Raw genomic sequence first — 17086 nt, 5'->3', positions numbered from 1 at the left:
CAACCGACTCACCACCCACACCGGAACCCTCACCAACCCCCACCCCTACCACCCCACCCACACCCTCCTCATCCGACCCGACGGATACATCGCCTACGCCGGCACCAACCCCCACCACCTCACCACCCACCTCCACCACTACCTCGGAACCCCCAACAACTAAGACCAAGCCACAAAAACAAGAGGGCAGCACGGAAAAGGCGACCGCGCCCCGGAGCACCAACAAAACCGGGGCACGGCCCCGCCCTCAAATCGAGCCCCCCGCCACCGCAGCCACTGGGCAACGCATTACCTCCACCGCGAGGTCACCACTAGCTGGGGTGCACCGGGCCGATGAACGACGCCGAGTACGACCACCAGCTACCCGGCGTCGCTGTGGCAAGGCGGCGAATTTGAGCAGGCGGCAACGTGCACGGAATTCCGTTGCGAATGGAGCACGCCGACGGTTTCGGGAATTTCCTGGGAAATTCCGGATGTGACTTCGCGCTCGGAAAGCCTGGGGAAGGCTGGGAGTGAGCGGCTTCAGTTGGCACTGCGCAGGAGTGCTTTGACTGCGTCCCGGTCCGTGGGCAGGCCGACGTCCCGCAACCAGGAGGCCGTGAGGTGGCCGAAGCGCCAGACCGCGTCCCGCTCGACGAGTGCACTGAGGTACTCGTGCCGCAGTTGGGTGGGTCCGTCGCATTCGGCGTAGCCGCAGGGGAAGGCAGCGCCGAGTAGTGGCCCCCAGTCGTGGGCTGCTGTGAGGTTGCTGCACAGGGGGACCATGGCGAGCGCGGCCGGGAGGAGTTCCTCGAAGGTGGCGCGCTCAATCGCTGCGGCCAAAAGTGCGTGCCGCGCAGGTCCTTCGGTATACGGCAGCGGCTCGCTGAACCATTCGTCGACGGTCGCACGGGCACGGAGCGCACGCAGGATCTCGTCCGTTGCCCTGGGGTTTTCGGCGCAGGCGTCGGCCAGCGCCGCGCAGCCCTGGATGGCGGGGTCAGGGTCGGAGAGCAGGTCACTCGTGTCCTGGCCCCAGGCGCCGATGGCCGTCACGATGACGGCACGCTCACGGCGTTCGGTGATGTGATCCAGCCCGTCACGAAGGAGCTGAGTTGCTTCAGAGACGCTGTCCGCCGATTCGGGGCCCTCGAAAAGCGCGGAGATCACTTCAAGGGCTGCTGCACGAATATCGGGGTCCGTTGCCCGCAGATGCGCTGCAACGGCCCGTTAGATCATCACCTGAATGGCGCGGACCGCCTCGATGACGTCCGGGTCGTCGTCTTCCTCCGCCTCGCCCGAGCCCCATAGGCGGCCAAGTTCCGCGATCTGCCCGAGCCACTCCAGCAGGGCGCCCGCAGAGGGCGTACGCACTCGTCCCCGGGAAAACAGCTCTCGTGCCGGGCGAGGGCCCGGAGGTGATCCAGGATTGCAGCCACGAACAGTGCGGCCGGTGCTGTGGCGCTGTGCACAGAAGGGCGACGGCGGTTTCGTGGCGGGGAGGTCGCGTGGGGTGCCGCAAGCATTCGAGACCCACCCCGTCTTACGCTGTGGCGACTACAGATCGAGCACGGCGCGCAGCGCCTGGTCCACGCGCTCCATGACCGCTCGATCGACGGGGCCGAGACACTTGCCCTCGTCGAAGCGGCCGACCCGCATCTGCTGCAGGTTCACGGCGACCGCAGTACTCGGCAGCGGATCGTCGATCACCACGGACATCGCCGTATCGGGATACCGGCCCGAAGGGTGCAGCACGATCGCGAGAACGGCACCGAACGAGGCCTCCAGGCCGTCCAGCGACACCACGAGAACGTGCCGTCCGTCGGCGAGAGCCCAGATCTCCCCCCGCCTCACAGCGTGTCGCTCTCGCCCGCCAGATCATCGCCAAGGCCGAGGGAAGCGAGCTTCCGGCCGGCATCGAGCACGGCCTGGCGGCGCGCAGCGCGCACGATGTAGGCGTTCAGGCTCATCCCCGCAGCCTCAGCGCTGGCACGGATCGAAGGGTCCAGCTCATCAGGGATCCGAAGCGTCATCACAGACATGCCACCATAGTAGCCACCAGCTCGCGGTTGCACGGTCCGCCACCGTATTCGAGGCCGACCCGAGACCAACCCGTGCCGTCTGGCCCGGAGCGCGGTACTTCGGTCACAAGGTCCGCGCCTCGCTCTCGGGGAGCTTTCCCCACCAGTGTTGATAGCGGCCGTGGACCTCGCCCTCGCCGAGGAGTCCCTTCAGGGATTCGGCTTCTGCGGCGAGTCCGTCCCAGGTGGCATCCGAAAGGGGATGGAAGGCCATGACCCTCGATGCCCCCGTCCACCTGAGGCCACACACCCGCGACATGGCCGTCCACCAGCACGGTGGGCAGTAGGTCTCCGTTCCTGCGTGTCACCAGACCGCGGTAGGCCGGAGGTATCACTCGGCTGCGGTCGGCGTAGGCCAGCAGAATGCTGTCCCACATCGCCAGGAGCCGAGGCGGCGCGGGAGTGTCGGCAGGAGGCTTGAGAGCCCCCGGGAGATCGAACAGCGTGCTGCCGTCCGGACCGTGGAGGTGCTCGACGACGCCGTCCAAAGCGCGCAGGGCCTCGCGGACCGGCGACCGTTGCACTATGGCGAACTGCGCCACGTCCGCCACCGATGCCGGTCCGAAGCCCGCCAGATAGCGCACGATCAGGGTCCGCAACGCCTGTGGATCCACCTCACGCCCCGTAGGGACGGGCCGGTCCCGGCCGCGACGAAGGACGACCGGAGGCCGAACGACCAGGGCGCGCCCGTCGGGGCGTGGTGCAGCGGCGCGTACGCCTTCAGCCCCCACCACGCCCCGTCCTTCTTCGCGGCACCGAGCCGTTCCTCGAGCCAGGCCTCCATCTCGGCCGAAGTGCGTGGCCGGCGGGCGAAGGCCAGCAGCTCCGGCACCAGCTCGTCGGCGTCCGCCGGGGTCAGCCCCGCCTCAGCGAAACGGAAACCCAGCCGGGAGGCGTACAGGGTGGGCTGCACCGCTGCACGCAGGACCGGACAGTCCTCGGCATGCACGGCGTGCAAGGTGATCCGCATCAAGGTCGCCTTGACCACCGCACGTCCGATGAACGCGGTGTCGAACTCAGCCGGAGCGAAATCCGTGACCCGGCTCCAGAGCGCGAGATAGGGCGAGGCAGGGTGCTATGCCTGCAGCGACCAAGGTTCGCACCGCGTCGGGGACGGTCAGCCGCTCGCGCTCCAGCAGCAACTGGCGGCCGAGGGAAGCCCGATTGAGTTCGCGTGCGGTGATCACAACGACGCAGGATACGGGCTTGCCCTTTCACGCTGCCTCCGCGCCCCGATCCGCACCTCTCCCCGCACGAGGTGGGCCCGGCGGGCCTCTACTCCCCTGCGGCCGACACCGGCGCCGTGCCCCTCCCCACGGCACAAACGGTCGAATCACGCGGTGGGACCCGAGGTCAGGGCAGGTTGCGGAGGTAGCGTGGGCCGCATGCATGCCACGCAAGCGACGGCTTCGGTGTTGTGGGATCCCAGTGGCGGCCAAGGGCTGCGACAGCTCGGTGAACTGGCGCTCGCCCTCCTCCTGTCGACCCTCATCGGGCTCGAACGCGCCGTCCAGCAGAAGAGCGCGGGGCTGCGCACGCACACCCTCGTCGGCGTGGGCTCCGCACTGTTCATGGAGGTCTCCCAACACGGCTTCGCCACCGTGCTCGGCACTCCTGGCGTCACCCTCGACCCCTCCCGGATCGCCGCTCAGGTCGTCAGCGGCATCGGGTTCATCGGCGGCGGCCTGATCTTCGTACGCCGCGATGCCGTCCGCGGGCTCACGACCGCCGCGACCATCTGGCTGACCGCGGCGATCGGCATGGCCTGCGGCGGCGGACTCGTCCTGCTCGCGATCGCGGCCACCGCAGGCCACTTCCTTGTCGTACGGGTCTACCCGATGATCACGGGGAGGTTCCCCGCAGTCGGCGGAGCAGGACAGGCCGACCTGCAGATCTCCTACGAGGTCGGATCCGGGGTGCTCGCCCGGATCCTCGAACGCTGCACCGGGGCCGGTTTCCGCGTGGTCGCCCTGCGCGTGGACCAGGCCCCCTGGTCGGGACCTGGCGAACGGCGGCCGGCCGCCATGGGCTCGGCCCAGGTGCAGGTTTCCATCGAGGGCACGGGCGACGTACCCGCCCTGGTCACCCACCTCGCCGAGATGTCCGGCGTCCTCGGCGTCTGGTCACCCGCGGAAGACGCCGACTACTAGAGTCTGTTGAAGACGTGGTCGCGGGATCGGCCGGCGGTCGCCAGCCCCGCGCCTTTGGTGAGCGAACTCCCGTGGCTCTCAGCTCAATTGCTCCGCCAGCGCGAGGATGATTCCGCTCGGCCCGCGGAGGTAGCAGAGGAGGTAACTGTCCTCGAAGCGTGTCACTTCGCCGACGAGTTCGGCTCCGTGCGGGCGGAGGCGGGCGAGGGTGTCCTCGATGTCGTCGACGGCGAACATGACGCGGTGCAGGCCGAGCGTGTTCGCCGGGGTGATCTCCGGCTTGGGTGTGATCGCTCTCGGGCTGTGATACGTCGCCAACTCGAGACGGCCCGGGGCGTCCGGGATCCGCATCATCGCGATCTCACTCCGCATGTCGTCGAGCCCGACGACGTTTTCGACCCAGCGTCCTTCGATCGGCATCCGGCCCTCCAGCTCCATGCCGAGCTCGGTGAAGAAGGCGACGGCGGCGTCGAGGTCGTCGACGACGATGCCGACGTTGTCCATGCGGCGAATGGTCATGTCGCTCACCATAGGGGCCAGGTCCGACGCCGCCGGTTGACCTGGCCACGCCCTCTGGCCCCCGTTCCCATGGACGAGGATCTGCCGTCCTCCACGGGACCTGCGTACTGATCGTGGCCGGCAGCGAAATGGCTGTGCCGCGTTGGGGCACTCCCCCGCATCATGGGACCATGGATGTGCCGAACACCGGCTGGATCACCATCGCGGCCTACGAGAACCTGCCCGGCCGTCTCCCGCCGACGGCGGCCGCGCGGGCTTGACTGCGCGAGCGCGGCATCGACTGGATGCCCTTCGACCGGGACGAGATCCGGTGGCGGCTTGCCTGCGGTATCGGGACCGACGGCCGCTGGCACGGCTGGTTCGACGTTGCGGTACGGGCCGACGCACTCCGACGTCTTGGGCTGCATCCCGCCCAGCCCTCCGCCAAGATCATCGGCCCGTCCCATCCGGCTGGTGGCACGCTGCAGCCGAACGCAACGCTGATTGACCACCTTTGGCAGAGGCGTCCAGCGTGCCAACCGCGGTGACCCCTGCCGGCCCACGGCAACGACCCCCGCTCCCCCAGTCAGGCGGCCCTACCCCTGGCCACCCGCGGGCTGGTAGGAGCCGCCGGGCTGACGGGTCATCACGCACAGCCGGTTCGACGCATTGATCAGCGAGATCAGGCAGACCAGTGCGGCCAGGTCCTCCTCCTCGTAGTGCTTGGCCGCGCGCTCCCACACCTCGTCCGGGACCCCGCCGGCCGCGTCCGCGATCCGCGTCCCCTCCTCGGCGAGTTCCAGCGCCGCCCGCTCGGCGTCCGTGAAGACCGTCGCCTCCCGCCAGACGGCGACGAGGTTGATGCGCACCGGGCTCTCCCCGGCGTGCGCGAGGTCCTTGGTGTGCATGTCCGTGCAGTAACCGCAGCCGTTGATCTGGCTCGCCCGCAGCAGCACCATGTCCTGCGTCGGCTTGGGGATCGACGTGCTGTCGAACACCGCCTGGCTCGCGGCGCCCAGTTGCCGGATCGCCTTGGACGCAACGGCACTTCCGGAAAGACTCAAACGCGGTTCCACCACCGCACAACTCCTTTGCCACAACCGTTCCCCGTCACCCACGAGACGAGGCGGCACCGGCCCCCGTGACACCCGCCCCCAATGCCAACCGCTTCCCGCTTCGCAACCATCGGTCCCGGAGCGTCCGATGTGACGAGCTACCGCTACGGCGCCCAGCGCGGGCACCAGCATGGCCACCACCTCTCGAGCCACCTCGCATTCAGGCCAGTTCTGCTCCGGAAGCCGGATAGGCGGTCCCGGGCGCTTGCGGCCGCACTCCAGCCTTGCAACGATCCGATGGCGGTCTCATCGAGACGTGGTGAGGGCCCGGGGCGCAGGCTGCTTGGAACCTGCGGAGCTATGTCGCAGTGAGGTGGGGATGGGCGTGGGGGTGCGCGTCAACGGGGTGGAACCATGGGCGTCACCCCGCTGATCCTGTTCGGCGGACCGGTTGCGGTAGGAACGCTTGCCGGGTATCTCAGCGGTGGCCGGCTGCGCAGGCTGCCGGCCGTGCGGCTGCGAAGGCTGTGGCTGCTGTGGGTCGCGGCAGCCGTGCAGGTCGCGCAGCTGAGTACCGCCGGCCTGCCCGGCGCTGCCGGACGCCATCTCAGGGCGTCACTGCTTGGATTGGCCATCGCCCTCGCCCTCTTCTGGCTGGTCGTCAACGCGCGAGGCAGAACACGGCCGTTGCAGATCGGGGTGGAGCTGGCACTCGCGGGAGCCGTTCTCAACGCTGTGCCGATCGCCATCAACGGCCGGATGCCTTACAGCCCCTCCGCCGCGGCCGTCGCTGGGCTGCGCGCCGGGTTCCGGACTGCCAAGAACGTGCCGGCTGAGCACAGCACCCGTCTGCTCGCCCTGGGCGACATCATCCCCGTCCCGCCTCTGCACGCCGTGGTCAGCATCGGCGACGTGCTCTTGGCGATCGCCGCGGCCCTGCTCGTCGCAACCGCCATGCACCACCCGGACAACGCCGCTCGAGAAAGGAACCAGCCATGTCCCACGCCCGCACCTGGCAGCGCCTGGCGCTGACCGCGTTCACCCTGGCCTCCGTCGCCGTCCTCCTCTACACCCTCGGCGCTCCCAGCTGGACCGGCGGCTGACAGACCCGCCCATGGACACAGTCCGACCCAGCAGCGACCTCAAGGAGTCTTCAATGCTTCGCATCATCCCCTGGCAGCGCCTGGCGCTGACCGCGTTCACCCTGGCCTCCGTGGCCGTCCTCCTCTACACCCTCGGCGCCCCCAGCTGGGGCGGCGGCTGACGGTTGGCTTGCAGCAGAGCCTCCGGCACCACCTCGGTGCGGAAAGCGCAGCCGGCAGGCAACGTCACCTCTCCCAGGTCCACTCGGCGACTTCGGGCAGGTCGGTCCCGTTGATACGGATCCAATCGTGGTGGCGCAGCCGGGCGTCCTCCATCAACTGCCGTACGGGGGCCGCCGTCACGGAGAGGCCGGGAACGCGGTCGATGACGTCCATGACCAGCCGGTAGCGGTCGAGGTCGTTGCGGACGACCATGTCGAAGGGTGTGGTGGTGGTCCCGATCTCCTTGTAGCCGCGCACATGCAGGTTGGCGTGGCCCCGGCGCCGGTAGGCCAGGCGGTGGATGAGCCAGGGATAGCCGTGGTACGCGAAGATCACCGGCTTGTCAGGCGTGAACAGCGCGTCGTACTCCGCGTCGGACATGCCGTGCGGGTGCTCCTCTTTGGGCAGCAGCCGGGCCAGGTCGACCACGTTCACGACACGTACCGCGAGCTGCGGCAGGTGGCGGCGTACCAACTGGGCGGCCGCCATGACCTCCAGGGTCGGGACGTCGCCCGCGCAGGCGAGGACGACGTCCGGCTCGTGCTGCCCGTCCTCCGTCCCTGCCCAGTCCCAGATGCCGGCGCCGCGGGCGCAGTGGGCGCGGGCCGCGTCCATGTCCAGCCAGTCGAAGCAGGGTTGTTTGCCGGCGACGATGACGTTGACGTAGTCCCTGGACCTCAGGGCGTGGTCGGCCACGGACAGCAGGGTGTTGACGTCCGGCGGCAGGTAGACACGGACGACTTCGGGTGCCTTGTTGAGGATGTGGTCGATGAAGCCGGGGTCCTGGTGGGAGAAGCCGTTGTGGTCCTGGCGCCACACGTGCGACGTGAGCAGGTAGTTGAGTGAGGCGAGGGGACGGCGCCAGGGCAGCCGCCGGGTGGTGCGCAGCCACTTGATGTGCTGGTTCACCATGGAGTCCACGATGTGCACGAACGCCTCGTAGCAGGAGAACAGTCCGTGCCGGCCGGTGAGCAGGTAGCCCTCGAGCCAGCCCTGGCAGGTGTGTTCCGACAGGATCTCCATCACCCGCCCGTGCGGGTCGAGGTTTTCGTCGACGGGCAGTGTCTTCGCCTGCCACGCCTTGCCGGTGGCGCCGTAGACGGCCTGCAGGCGGTTGGAGGCGGTCTCGTCCGGGCCGACGAGCCGGAAGTCACGGCGCTCCGCGGTGTCCGCCATCACCTGTTCGAGCAACTCCCCCAGGACGTGGGTGGGTTCGTGCATCGTCGTGCCCGGCCGGTCGACCGGCGCGGCGTACTTGTCGAGATCGGGCACGGGCAGCTCGCGCAGCAGCAGTCCGCCGTTGGTGTGCGGATTGCTGCCGAGCCGGCGGTCGCCGTGCGGGACGTAGGCCAGTACCTGCTCGCGGGGCCGTCCCTGGGCGTCGAACAGCTCCTGCGGCCGGTAGGAGCGCAGCCACTCGTCGAGCTGCCGCAGATGGACGGGGTTGGTGCGCACCTCGGACAGCGGCACCTGGTGCGATCGCCACGTCCCCCCGACGGGCAGGCCGTCCACCGTGGCCGGACCGGTCCATCCCTTGGGTGTGCGCAGCACGATGACGGGCCAGCGCGGTCGCCGGCCGGCTCCCCCGGTCTCCCGCGCGTCCGCGCCGCCGGGTTCGGTCGCCTCGGTCGGCAGTCCGGCGTCACGGCCGTCGCGTGCCGCGTGCTGGAAGGCGGCGATGCGGTCGAGAGCGGTGTCCAGGGCGGCGGCCATGGCCTGGTGGACCTGGAGGGGGTCGTCTCCGGAGACGTGGACGGGGTCGTGGCCGTAGCCGCGCAGCAGCTCGTCGAGTTCGTCCTCGGACAGACGGGCGAGCACGGTCGGGTTGGCGATCTTGTATCCGTTGAGGTGCAGGATCGGCAGAACCGCGCCGTCGTGCACGGGGTCGAGGAACTTGTTGGCGTGCCAGGACGCGGCCAGCGGCCCGGTCTCCGCCTCGCCGTCGCCGATGACGCAGGCGACGACCAGTCCTGGGTTGTCGAACGCGGCGCCGTACGCGTGCGAGAGGGCGTAGCCGAGTTCGCCGCCCTCGTGGATCGAGCCCGGCGTCTCCGGCGCGACGTGGGAGGGCACGCCGCCGGGGAAGGAGAACTGCTTGAACAGCTTCCCCATGCCCTCGGCGTCCCGGGTGATGTCGGGGTAGGTCTCGGTGTAGCTGCCTTCGATCCAGGAGTTGGCGAGTACCGCGGGGCCGCCGTGACCGGGACCCCAGACGCACATCGCGTCCAGGTCGCGCGCGCGGATGACCCGGTTGAGATGGGTGTGGACGAGGTTCAGACCCGGCGACGTCCCCCAGTGGCCGAGCAACCGGGGTTTGACGTGCTCGGGGCGCAGCGGTTCCGTCAGCAGAGGGTTGCCCAGCAGGTAGATCTGGCCCACCGCGAGGTAGTTCGCGGCCCGCCAGTGCGCGTCCAGCGCCCGGACCTCGTCGTCGGACAGCGGGGCGGGGGCGGCGGCGTCGGACATTCTCGTCTCCAGACGGTCGTGGGCTTCGGCGTGGACGGACCGGGGCTGGGCACGGCGCACGGCGTGCCGGTGGAGGACGGTGGGTGCACGGCACCGGACGGCCGCGGGCGAGACCCGCGCCACGGTGCGCAGGGGTGTCGCGCTCAGACCCGCAGCAGGGTGTCGAGGGCGCGGCCGAATATGAACCTGCCGGCCGCGACCGTGACCGGATCCAGCGCCCGTGGTACCCCGCGTACCCGCAGCTCCTCGCGCCAACGCACGACGGTCCCGGTCGGCGCGTCGCCCTCGCCCGGGGCCTGTTCCCCCGGCGCCCCCGCCTGCCCGCCGGCGTCGGACGACGCTGCGGGTGCGCTCGGCCCGGACGACCCCGGCCCCGCGGGGGCGATCGACCAAGGCGTGCCCGTCACCGGAGCGGTGCCGCCCAGCGGGCGCACCTCGATCTCGGCCCAGCCCGTGACCACGCGTCCGGTCTTCCGCAGCCGGCAGTACCGGTCCGGCTCCCACTCGACGACCTCCATGGGGTCGTCGAAGCCGATCGGGCCGACGCCGGTGCGGGCGACGAAGAGGGTGCCGGTGCCCGAGGGCGGCGGCGTGCGCACGGTGATCCGGGTCAGCGGCACCGTGGCGCTGTGCCGCTCCCAGGTCGTCAGCCGCCGCCATGCCTCGGCGGGCGGCAGCGGTGTCACGCGCTCGATCTCGAACAGGGCCACGGTGCCAGGCTAGGCGGCGCACGGCCTCCGAGCGGCACGAGGCACACCGTTTCAAGGCTACTCGTGGTCGGCGGCACCCGGCAGGGGCAGGTCCGCCCAGCGCCACGGGCGGCACGTCGGGCTGCGGGCCGTCCCGACGGCTGGGACCCGCGAGGGCCCCGGGCGTGTCGGAGGCGACCGCCGCACAAGCGTGACCTGTCCGGCCACCGCACAGAGGCGACCGGCGCGCCGAAGCCCGACCGCGTCGCGGCGACGCTCACCCCGGCGCCACGCCACGCACCGTCCTGCGGCGGCCGGCGTCCGGCGTGGAGCGCGGACGGCCTGGGTGGCAGGGCCGACGGGAATGGTACGGGCGGTGCGAGAGCCTCAGCTCTTGAGGAAGGCCAGCAGGTCGTCGTTGAACTCGGCGGCGTGGCTGACGTACAGACCGTGGCCCGCCGTGGGGTACTCCCGGTACGTGCATCCCGGCAGGAGTTCGGCGGTGCGCCGGCCCGTGACGTCGATGGGCGCGGAGAAGTCGGCCGCGCCGTGGACCACCATCGCGGGGACGGTGATGGTGCGCAGGGCCGCGCGGTTGTCGGCGTTGAAGGCCGTCTCCTGCATCTTCAGGGTGGCCCAGGGCGAGGTCGCCATGCACTGGCGGTAGGTGGTGTCGGCCTGCTCGGGCGACACGTCGTTGCCCAGGTGCGTGGCGAAGTACGCCTGTGTCTGGCGGCCCATCCACTTGCCGCGGTCGGTACGGATGGCCTCGAAGAGACCTTCGGCGACCGCCTCGGGGATGCCCGCCGGGTTGTCGTCGGTCAGCTTCATGAACGGCAGGATCGCCGCGAGGAACACGACGCGGGCGACGCGCGTCTCGCCGTGGCGTGCGACGAGCCGGGCCACCTCGGCGCCGCCGGTGGAGTGCCCGACCAGCGTGACGTCGCGCAGGTCCAGGTGGTCGAGCAGGGCGGCGAGGTCGTCCGCGGTGGTGTCGATGTCGTAGCCGCCCGAGGGCCGGTCCGAACGGCCGTGTCCGCGCCGGTCGATGGCGATGCAGCGGTAGCCGCGGTCGACGAAGAAGGGGATCTGGTACTCCCACATGTCCGTGGGGAGCATGGCGCCGGCGACGAAGACGATCGGCGAGCCGGTGCCGTAGTCCTCGTAGGCGAGCTGGGTGCCGTCGTGGGTCTCGAAGAACATCGCTGGTCCTCTCTCGTGGTCCGGCGGACACCCGGCAGTGTGCGCCGGGTGTCCGCTGGCCGGGCCGTCGTCCGGCCCTCGCTGACGACCACGACGTTACGGAGCGGCTCGCGGCGCGGAATCCGTCACGCTTAGGTAATCGGGCTCCGGCCGGTCGGTCATGTCCGGACCGGCCGGCGTTGGCGCCACGCCGGCAGGCTCCGTCGGTCCCGGGCGACGTGGACGCACCGAGCTTTGACGTGCGCACGTACATCCGTGTTCGATCGGCGTTCTTCCGCTCCTCGGCGGCAGCCGGTACCCATGGTCCGTCCAGGATCCTGGCGCCGCCGACCCGGAGCCGCGGCGCCACGGCCCCCCATCAACGGGACGAGGTACATCATGAGACTGCGAGGGAGTTCCATCGCCGGGCTGCTGGCACTGCTCGGCGCCCTGCTCGTCTTCGCACCGCCGCCGGCGCGGGCGGCGGCCGGCAGCGGCAATCTGATCGTCAACGGCGACGCGGAGGCGGGGGGTTACTGCACCGGCGACTGGGCCGCGGCCACCACCGTACCCGGGTGGACCACACAGGCCGGCGGCCCGGACGTGATGTGCTCCACCGTCGGGTCGTTCGCCCTGCCCGGCGACGGGAAGACGCCGGGCAGGGGCTTCTTCGGGCCGGGCAACTTCGGCGACGGCTCGATGGCGCAGACGGTGGACGTGTCGTCCGCCGCGGCGGCCGTCGACACCGGCGCGGTGACGTTCGACCTGTCGGGCTGGCTGGGCGGTTGGACGACCTACAGCGGGTACGTCGCGGTCAGCCTGCACTTCCACGACGCGAGCGGGCGCCCGGTCGGCGCGGCCGTCAAGCTTCCGACGGTCTCCGCCGCCGACCGGGGACAGGCAACCGCGTTCCTGGCGCGCAACGCCACCGGTTCGGTGCCGGCGGGAACCCGGTCCGTCCAGGTCGAGGTGCAGTTCCTGTCGACGGCGAGCGAGACGGGCTACCTGGACAATCTGTCGCTCACGCTGGACACACCGGTCGCGGCGTCCCCGCTCATCCCTCCGCCGTCCCATGTGCCGGGCTACGACCACGTGTTCGTCGTGATGATGGAGAACACCGACTACGCGCAGGTCATGAACGACCCGGCCGACACACCCTTCATGCACAGCCTCATGACGCAGGGTGCGACGCTGACCGACGCGCACGGTGTCTATCACCCCAGCGACGAGAACTACCTCGCCGTCGCGGGCGGCGACACGTACGCCAGGGGCGCCACCTACTGGCCGAACATCAACTCCCCCGAGCGGAACCTGGGCGACACCCTGGAAGCCGCGGGCAAGAGCTGGAAGGCGTACGAGCAGGGCATGGGCACGCCCTGCAACACCAAGAACACCTACGACAGCTACTACGAGCCGGACGACGCGCCGTTCATCAACTACACCGATGTCAGCACCGACGCGGGCCGCTGTGCGGCGCACCTGGCCGACACCTCGCAGCTCACCACGGATCTGCAGTCCGCCGCGAGCACGCCGGACTTCGCCTGGATCGCCGCCGACGACTACTACGACGGTGAGGCGTCGGGCAACGGCAGCGCGGCGAGTCTGCGGACGCAGGACGGCTGGCTCCGGCAGACGCTCGGCCCGGTGCTGGCCTCGCCCGCGTTCACCGAGCAGCGATCGCTGATCGTTCTGACGTGGGACGAGAGCGACAGCGAGGCGTACAACCACCTGGCCACCGTCCTGGTCGGCTCCCGCGGCACCGTCCCGGCCGGCACGAGCAGTCCGCTGCACTACGACCACTACGGGATCGGGCGCACCATCGAGGCCGCGCTCGGGCTGCCCGGTCTGACGGCCAACGACACCTACGCGACGCCGCTCAATGCCGCGTTCGTCCCGTCGGGCGCGACGGCGCCGACGCTCACCGGCGACCTGAACGCGGTCGCGAACGGCGGGAATGTCACCCTGCGTTACACGGTGCCGTCGGCAGCGCAGGTCAGCGCGAAGAACTGGGTGGGCATCTACCCGGCGGGCGTCACTCCCGGCGGGCAACCGTCACTGACGTGGGCCTACGCCCCGAACGCCGGCGGCGCCCTGACCTTCGCCACCGGCAAGCTCAACGGGCCCGGCACGTACGGCGTGTACTACCTCGCGAACGACGGCTACTCCGTCCTGGCCGGCCCGTTCACCCTGACGGTCGGCTGATGCCCGACCGGCGTGTCCCGGGCGCGCCGAACCGCCGCCCGGGACACGCCGGTCACCCGGCGGACGTCCTCAGCAGAACCAGCCGTTCTGGACCCAGCCGTGGCGGTTGATGTCTCCGTAGGCGAAGCCGTAGACCCAGGAGCCGTCGAGCTGTTCGACCAGGAATGTCTGACCCCGGTACAGCGTGCCCGTCCAGGCGCCGAGCGGTTCCGTGCGGACGTAGAGGCTGTCGGCGCAGACGGTCTCGCGGACGCCGACGGCGCCGTCAGCCGCCTCGGCGGGTGCCGCGGTGGTGGCGAGGAGCGCCGAGGCGGCGAGGACGGCGCCCGCGGCGGCTCCGAGGAGGCGGGCGGGGAGGGATCGCGGCATGTCGGCTCCTGAGAGAGAACGCGGGAGGGGGGAACGAACCAGCGGCAGCGGGTCACCGGCGGCGGGTCAGCGACGGAGAACACGGAGCGACGGACGGCGGGCGAGCCCCTGGCCGGACGGGCGGCCCGCCGCGGGCTGCCGGGAGCAGGCAGGACCTACCAGGAGTTGTAGCCGCCGATGCATTCGATCCGCAGGTAGCCCCAGTCGTTGGGACCGAAGTCGAAGCTCGCCGCCCAGCCGTTGTAGACCGGGTGGACGCCCGGCGTGTGGCCGATCTTGTTCCCGTAGGTCAGGGTGCGCAGGAATCCCGAAGGGCCGTTCGCGCTGTCGTAGTTGGCGTAGAAACTCGCGGTCTGGCACGTCACGACGGCGTGTTCGGGCGGCACGACGGCGTGGGCGGACGGAACTCCGGCGAGGACCGCGGGCAGGGCCAGCGAGGAGGCGGCGGTGAGCAGACGGCGCAGTCGGGTCATGTCACGTCCCGGAAGGTGGGGGTGGACGCTACGCGGGTAGCACACGGGCCACTCTAGCCATTCTGGCGTGCTCCTGACAACGCTGCCTCTAGACTCAAATGCGGCATTGGCTGCCCGTCCCCCCGGTGCACACCTGCCGTTCATTCACCGGAGAGACGGTGCCGCGTGGATCACGGGCGCCCCGCGCCCACCGCCCGGGACGAAGGCCACGGGCGGTCTGCCCCCGATCTCTGCGAGGACAGCATGTGTCTTGACGGTTATTGCGAGCACAACGCCGAGGAACTCGGCGCGGACGCCGCCGATGCTGCGGCGGCGGCCGGTAAGGCCCCGGGGGTGGGCCGTCGCGGTCTGCTGATGGCCGCGGCCGGAGCCGCGGCCATCACCTTGGCGCCCGTGTCGTTCGCGTCGGCCGCCGGCGGTTCGTCCGGCAGCGCGTCCGGCGGTGCGACTCCCCCGTCGGGCACGCAGGTCACCAAGACGGTGACGGGTCACCTGGACACCGGCGCCGCGGACTTCGTGTACCTGCCCGTGGAGATCCCGCAGGGCGTGCAGAAGATCTCCGTCGCCTACGCGTACGACAAGCCGGGCGTGCCCGCCGGCACCCCCGGCAACTCGTGCGACATCGGGGTCTTCGACCAGCGCGGCACCAAGCTGGACGGTCAGGGCTTCCGGGGCTGGTCCGGCGGCTTCCGCACCTCGTTCGAGATCAGCAACAGCGAGGCCACCCCCGGCTACCTGCCCGGCCCGGTGTCGGCCGGCACCTGGAACATCGTGCTCGGCCCCTACCAGGTCGCACCCCAGGGCATGAACTACCGGGTCACGGTCACCCTGACCTACGGAGAGCCCGGCCCGCGCTTCGTGCCGGACTACCCGCCGCAGCGGGCGAAGGGCCGGGGCCGCGCGTGGTACCGCGGCGACTGCCACCTGCACACCGTGTACTCCGACGGCAAGCGCCTGCCGTCCGAGGTCGCGGCCGGCGCACGCGCCGCGGGTCTGGACTTCATGGTCAGCACCGACCACAACACCACCTCGTCGCACGGCGTGTGGGGCCAGTACGCGGGTCAGGACCTGCTGATCATCACCGGTGAGGAGATCACCACCCGCAACGGCCACTGGCTCGCCCTCGGGCTGCCCGCGGGCGACTGGATCGACTGGCGCTACCGCTCCCGCGACGACGCCTTCGACCGCTTCGCTCGCAAGGTCCACCGCGCCGGCGGCCTGGTCGTGCCCGCCCACCCGTACTGCCCCTACGTCGCCTGCCAGTGGAAGTTCGGCTACGACTCCGCCGACGCCGTCGAGGTCTGGAACGGGCCGTGGACGTACGACGACGAGTCGGCCGTCGACACCTGGGACGCCAAGCTCGGCGAGGCGGTCCGCAGCGGCGGGCCGTGGCTGCCGGCCATGGGCAACAGCGACGCGCACAGCGAACCGCAGGTCATCGGCCTGCCCCACAACGTCGTCCTGGCCGAGGATCTGGCCACCGACTCCCTGATGGACGGTATCCGCGCGGGACGGAACTGGATCGCCGAGTCCTCGGCCGTTGAGCTCACGTTCACCGTGACCGGCGGCGGACGGCAGGCCGGCATCGGCGAGCGGCTGACCCTGCCCGCGGACGCCCCGGTCGACGTGCGGCTGGACGTGGCCGGCGTCCCGAACGGGACGGTGCGGTTCATCACCGACGAGGGCCAGATGCACCAGGAGTCGCTGCCGGCGTCGGGCAGCGGCACGGTCGTCTGGCGCACCACCACCTCGCTCGCCGCCTACGTCCGCGCCGAGGTCCGGCACCCGATGGCGGACGGCACTCCCGGCAAGGGCAACACCATGGGTCCCGCCCTGGTGTGGGGTCCGATGGCCGCGCTGACCAACCCGGTCTTCCTCGTACCCGCGAAGGGCTGACGGGCCGTCGCCGGCCGTTCCCGGAGTGGCGTCCGTCACGCCCTGGCCGGGAATGGATCACGGTGCGTGAAAGCTGAACCACCAAGGAAGGGCCGCGGATCCCTCGGACCCCCTTGTGACAAGGAAGTTGATCGTATGTACAAGAAGATCCTCGCCGCCGTCGACGGCTCGGCGCACGGCACCGCCGTGCTGGACTCCGTGGCCTCCCTCGCCAAGCTCAGCGGCGCGAGCGTCCACGTCATACACATCCGCCCCGAGCAGGTCATCGCCGGGGGCCTGACCGCGGGCGTCGTCGTGTCCACCGAAGAGCCCACCGAGGGCCAGGAGGTCGTGGCCGCGGCGCTGACCCGTCTGCGCGGCGAGGGGATCGCCGCCGAGGGCGAGGTCGACGAGGGTCTGCGGGAAGAGGTGCCGGCGATCCTGGTGGAGCGCGCCGAGGCCCTGGGCAGCGACCTGATCGCGGTCGGCCCCGGGCACTACCGCGGCATCTCCGGTTTCCTGCACGCGAGTGTCAGCAACGACGTGGCCAAGGCCGCGCCGGTGTCGGTTCTGCTGGTCCGCGCCGCGTCCTGACAATTTCTCCCAGGACGCCGGCGAGGCGGGACGGCCGCCGCGCACTCGTGACCGCACGGGTGCGCGGCGGCCGTTCGCGTCCGCGGGCACGGTGGCCGATCATGGTGGCAAGCGCCCGGCCGCCGGAGGCGGCGGGGTCCGGCGAGATCGAGGAGCCGTCGTATGAGGG

At 70.7% G+C, this 17086-nt stretch carries 17 protein-coding genes and 1 pseudogene; 6 read left to right on the top strand and 12 right to left on the bottom strand.

Features of this window, described 5'->3' with window-relative positions:
- A partial coding sequence (locus K7862_RS38575) for an aromatic-ring hydroxylase C-terminal domain-containing protein (RefSeq protein ID WP_372461689.1) occupies nt 1-163 on the top strand: 163 nt, incomplete at its 5' end.
- Nucleotides 164-522: 359 nt separating this feature from the next.
- Here K7862_RS38575 and K7862_RS35985 read toward each other — a convergent pair.
- The 5 genes and pseudogenes from K7862_RS35985 to K7862_RS35965 form a co-directional block, all read right to left on the bottom strand.
- Entirely contained in the window at nt 523-1149 is a 627-nt protein-coding gene (locus tag K7862_RS35985; protein ID WP_222969777.1) for a hypothetical protein, read from the bottom strand.
- A gap of 60 nt (nt 1150-1209) precedes the next feature.
- Nucleotides 1210-1353, bottom strand: coding sequence for a hypothetical protein (locus tag K7862_RS35980; protein ID WP_222969775.1), 144 nt, complete (start codon nt 1351-1353; stop codon nt 1210-1212).
- A 183-nt stretch (nt 1354-1536) separates the two neighbouring features.
- Entirely contained in the window at nt 1537-1782 is a 246-nt protein-coding gene (locus K7862_RS35975; RefSeq protein WP_308012370.1) for a hypothetical protein, read from the bottom strand.
- A 47-nt stretch (nt 1783-1829) separates the two neighbouring features.
- Nucleotides 1830-2021, bottom strand: coding sequence for a toxin-antitoxin system HicB family antitoxin (locus K7862_RS35970; RefSeq protein WP_262414331.1), 192 nt, complete (start codon nt 2019-2021; stop codon nt 1830-1832).
- Nucleotides 2012-3072 (bottom strand): annotated as a pseudogene (locus K7862_RS35965) (winged helix DNA-binding domain-containing protein); the annotation flags it as partial. The pseudogene K7862_RS35965 and the gene K7862_RS35970, both read right to left, overlap by 10 nt.
- 373 nt (nt 3073-3445) lie before the next feature.
- On the opposite strand from K7862_RS35965, the gene K7862_RS35960 reads away from it, so the two are divergent.
- Nucleotides 3446-4210, top strand: coding sequence for an MgtC/SapB family protein (locus K7862_RS35960; RefSeq protein ID WP_222969771.1), 765 nt, complete (start codon nt 3446-3448; stop codon nt 4208-4210).
- A gap of 78 nt (nt 4211-4288) precedes the next feature.
- Here K7862_RS35960 and K7862_RS35955 read toward each other — a convergent pair whose 3' ends face one another.
- Both K7862_RS35955 and K7862_RS35950 read right to left on the bottom strand, forming a co-directional pair.
- Entirely contained in the window at nt 4289-4729 is a 441-nt protein-coding gene (locus K7862_RS35955; protein ID WP_222969769.1) for a VOC family protein, read from the bottom strand.
- A gap of 575 nt (nt 4730-5304) precedes the next feature.
- A complete protein-coding gene (locus K7862_RS35950) occupies nt 5305-5784 on the bottom strand; it encodes a carboxymuconolactone decarboxylase family protein (protein WP_222969779.1) in 480 nt (159 codons plus the stop codon).
- Nucleotides 5785-6177: 393 nt separating this feature from the next.
- Between K7862_RS35950 and K7862_RS35945 the strand changes: the two genes are divergently transcribed.
- Entirely contained in the window at nt 6178-6795 is a 618-nt protein-coding gene (locus K7862_RS35945; protein ID WP_222969767.1) for a DUF5317 family protein, read from the top strand.
- 296 nt (nt 6796-7091) lie between these two features.
- On the opposite strand, the gene K7862_RS35940 is transcribed toward K7862_RS35945, so the two are convergent.
- The 3 genes from K7862_RS35940 to K7862_RS35930 all read right to left on the bottom strand — a co-directional run bounded on the left by K7862_RS35940 (nt 7092) and on the right by K7862_RS35930 (nt 11425).
- A complete protein-coding gene (locus K7862_RS35940) occupies nt 7092-9533 on the bottom strand; it encodes a phosphoketolase family protein (protein WP_222969765.1) in 2442 nt (813 codons plus the stop codon).
- 143 nt (nt 9534-9676) lie between these two features.
- A complete protein-coding gene (locus tag K7862_RS38570) occupies nt 9677-10243 on the bottom strand; it encodes an SRPBCC family protein (protein WP_222969763.1) in 567 nt (188 codons plus the stop codon).
- Nucleotides 10244-10609: 366 nt separating this feature from the next.
- On the bottom strand, nt 10610-11425 hold the full coding sequence (locus K7862_RS35930) for an alpha/beta fold hydrolase (RefSeq protein ID WP_222969761.1): 816 nt from the start codon (nt 11423-11425) through the stop codon (nt 10610-10612).
- A gap of 378 nt (nt 11426-11803) precedes the next feature.
- On the opposite strand from K7862_RS35930, the gene K7862_RS35925 reads away from it, so the two are divergent.
- A complete protein-coding gene (locus K7862_RS35925) occupies nt 11804-13606 on the top strand; it encodes an alkaline phosphatase family protein (protein ID WP_222969759.1) in 1803 nt (600 codons plus the stop codon).
- Nucleotides 13607-13675: 69 nt separating this feature from the next.
- On the opposite strand, the gene K7862_RS35920 is transcribed toward K7862_RS35925, so the two are convergent.
- Together K7862_RS35920 and K7862_RS35915 are read right to left on the bottom strand one after the other, a co-directional pair.
- Entirely contained in the window at nt 13676-13975 is a 300-nt protein-coding gene (locus K7862_RS35920) for a hypothetical protein (RefSeq protein WP_222969757.1), read from the bottom strand.
- A gap of 155 nt (nt 13976-14130) precedes the next feature.
- Complete coding sequence (locus K7862_RS35915) at nt 14131-14448, bottom strand: hypothetical protein (protein WP_222969755.1); 318 nt, start codon at nt 14446-14448, stop codon at nt 14131-14133.
- 354 nt (nt 14449-14802) lie between these two features.
- On the opposite strand from K7862_RS35915, the gene K7862_RS35910 reads away from it, so the two are divergent.
- Together K7862_RS35910 and K7862_RS35905 are read left to right on the top strand one after the other, a co-directional pair.
- Nucleotides 14803-16344, top strand: coding sequence for a CehA/McbA family metallohydrolase (locus tag K7862_RS35910; RefSeq protein ID WP_262414332.1), 1542 nt, complete (start codon nt 14803-14805; stop codon nt 16342-16344).
- A gap of 135 nt (nt 16345-16479) precedes the next feature.
- Nucleotides 16480-16917, top strand: coding sequence for a universal stress protein (locus K7862_RS35905; RefSeq protein WP_222969751.1), 438 nt, complete (start codon nt 16480-16482; stop codon nt 16915-16917).
- Nucleotides 16918-17086: the final 169 nt, after the last annotated feature.

It is taken from the genome of Actinacidiphila acidipaludis, from assembly GCF_019890725.1.
GTDB classification, from domain to species: Bacteria; Actinomycetota; Actinomycetes; order Streptomycetales; family Streptomycetaceae; genus Actinacidiphila; species Actinacidiphila acidipaludis.
Note: the sequence above shows the minus strand (reverse complement) of the source record. Positions and strands in the feature narration are given on the sequence as shown.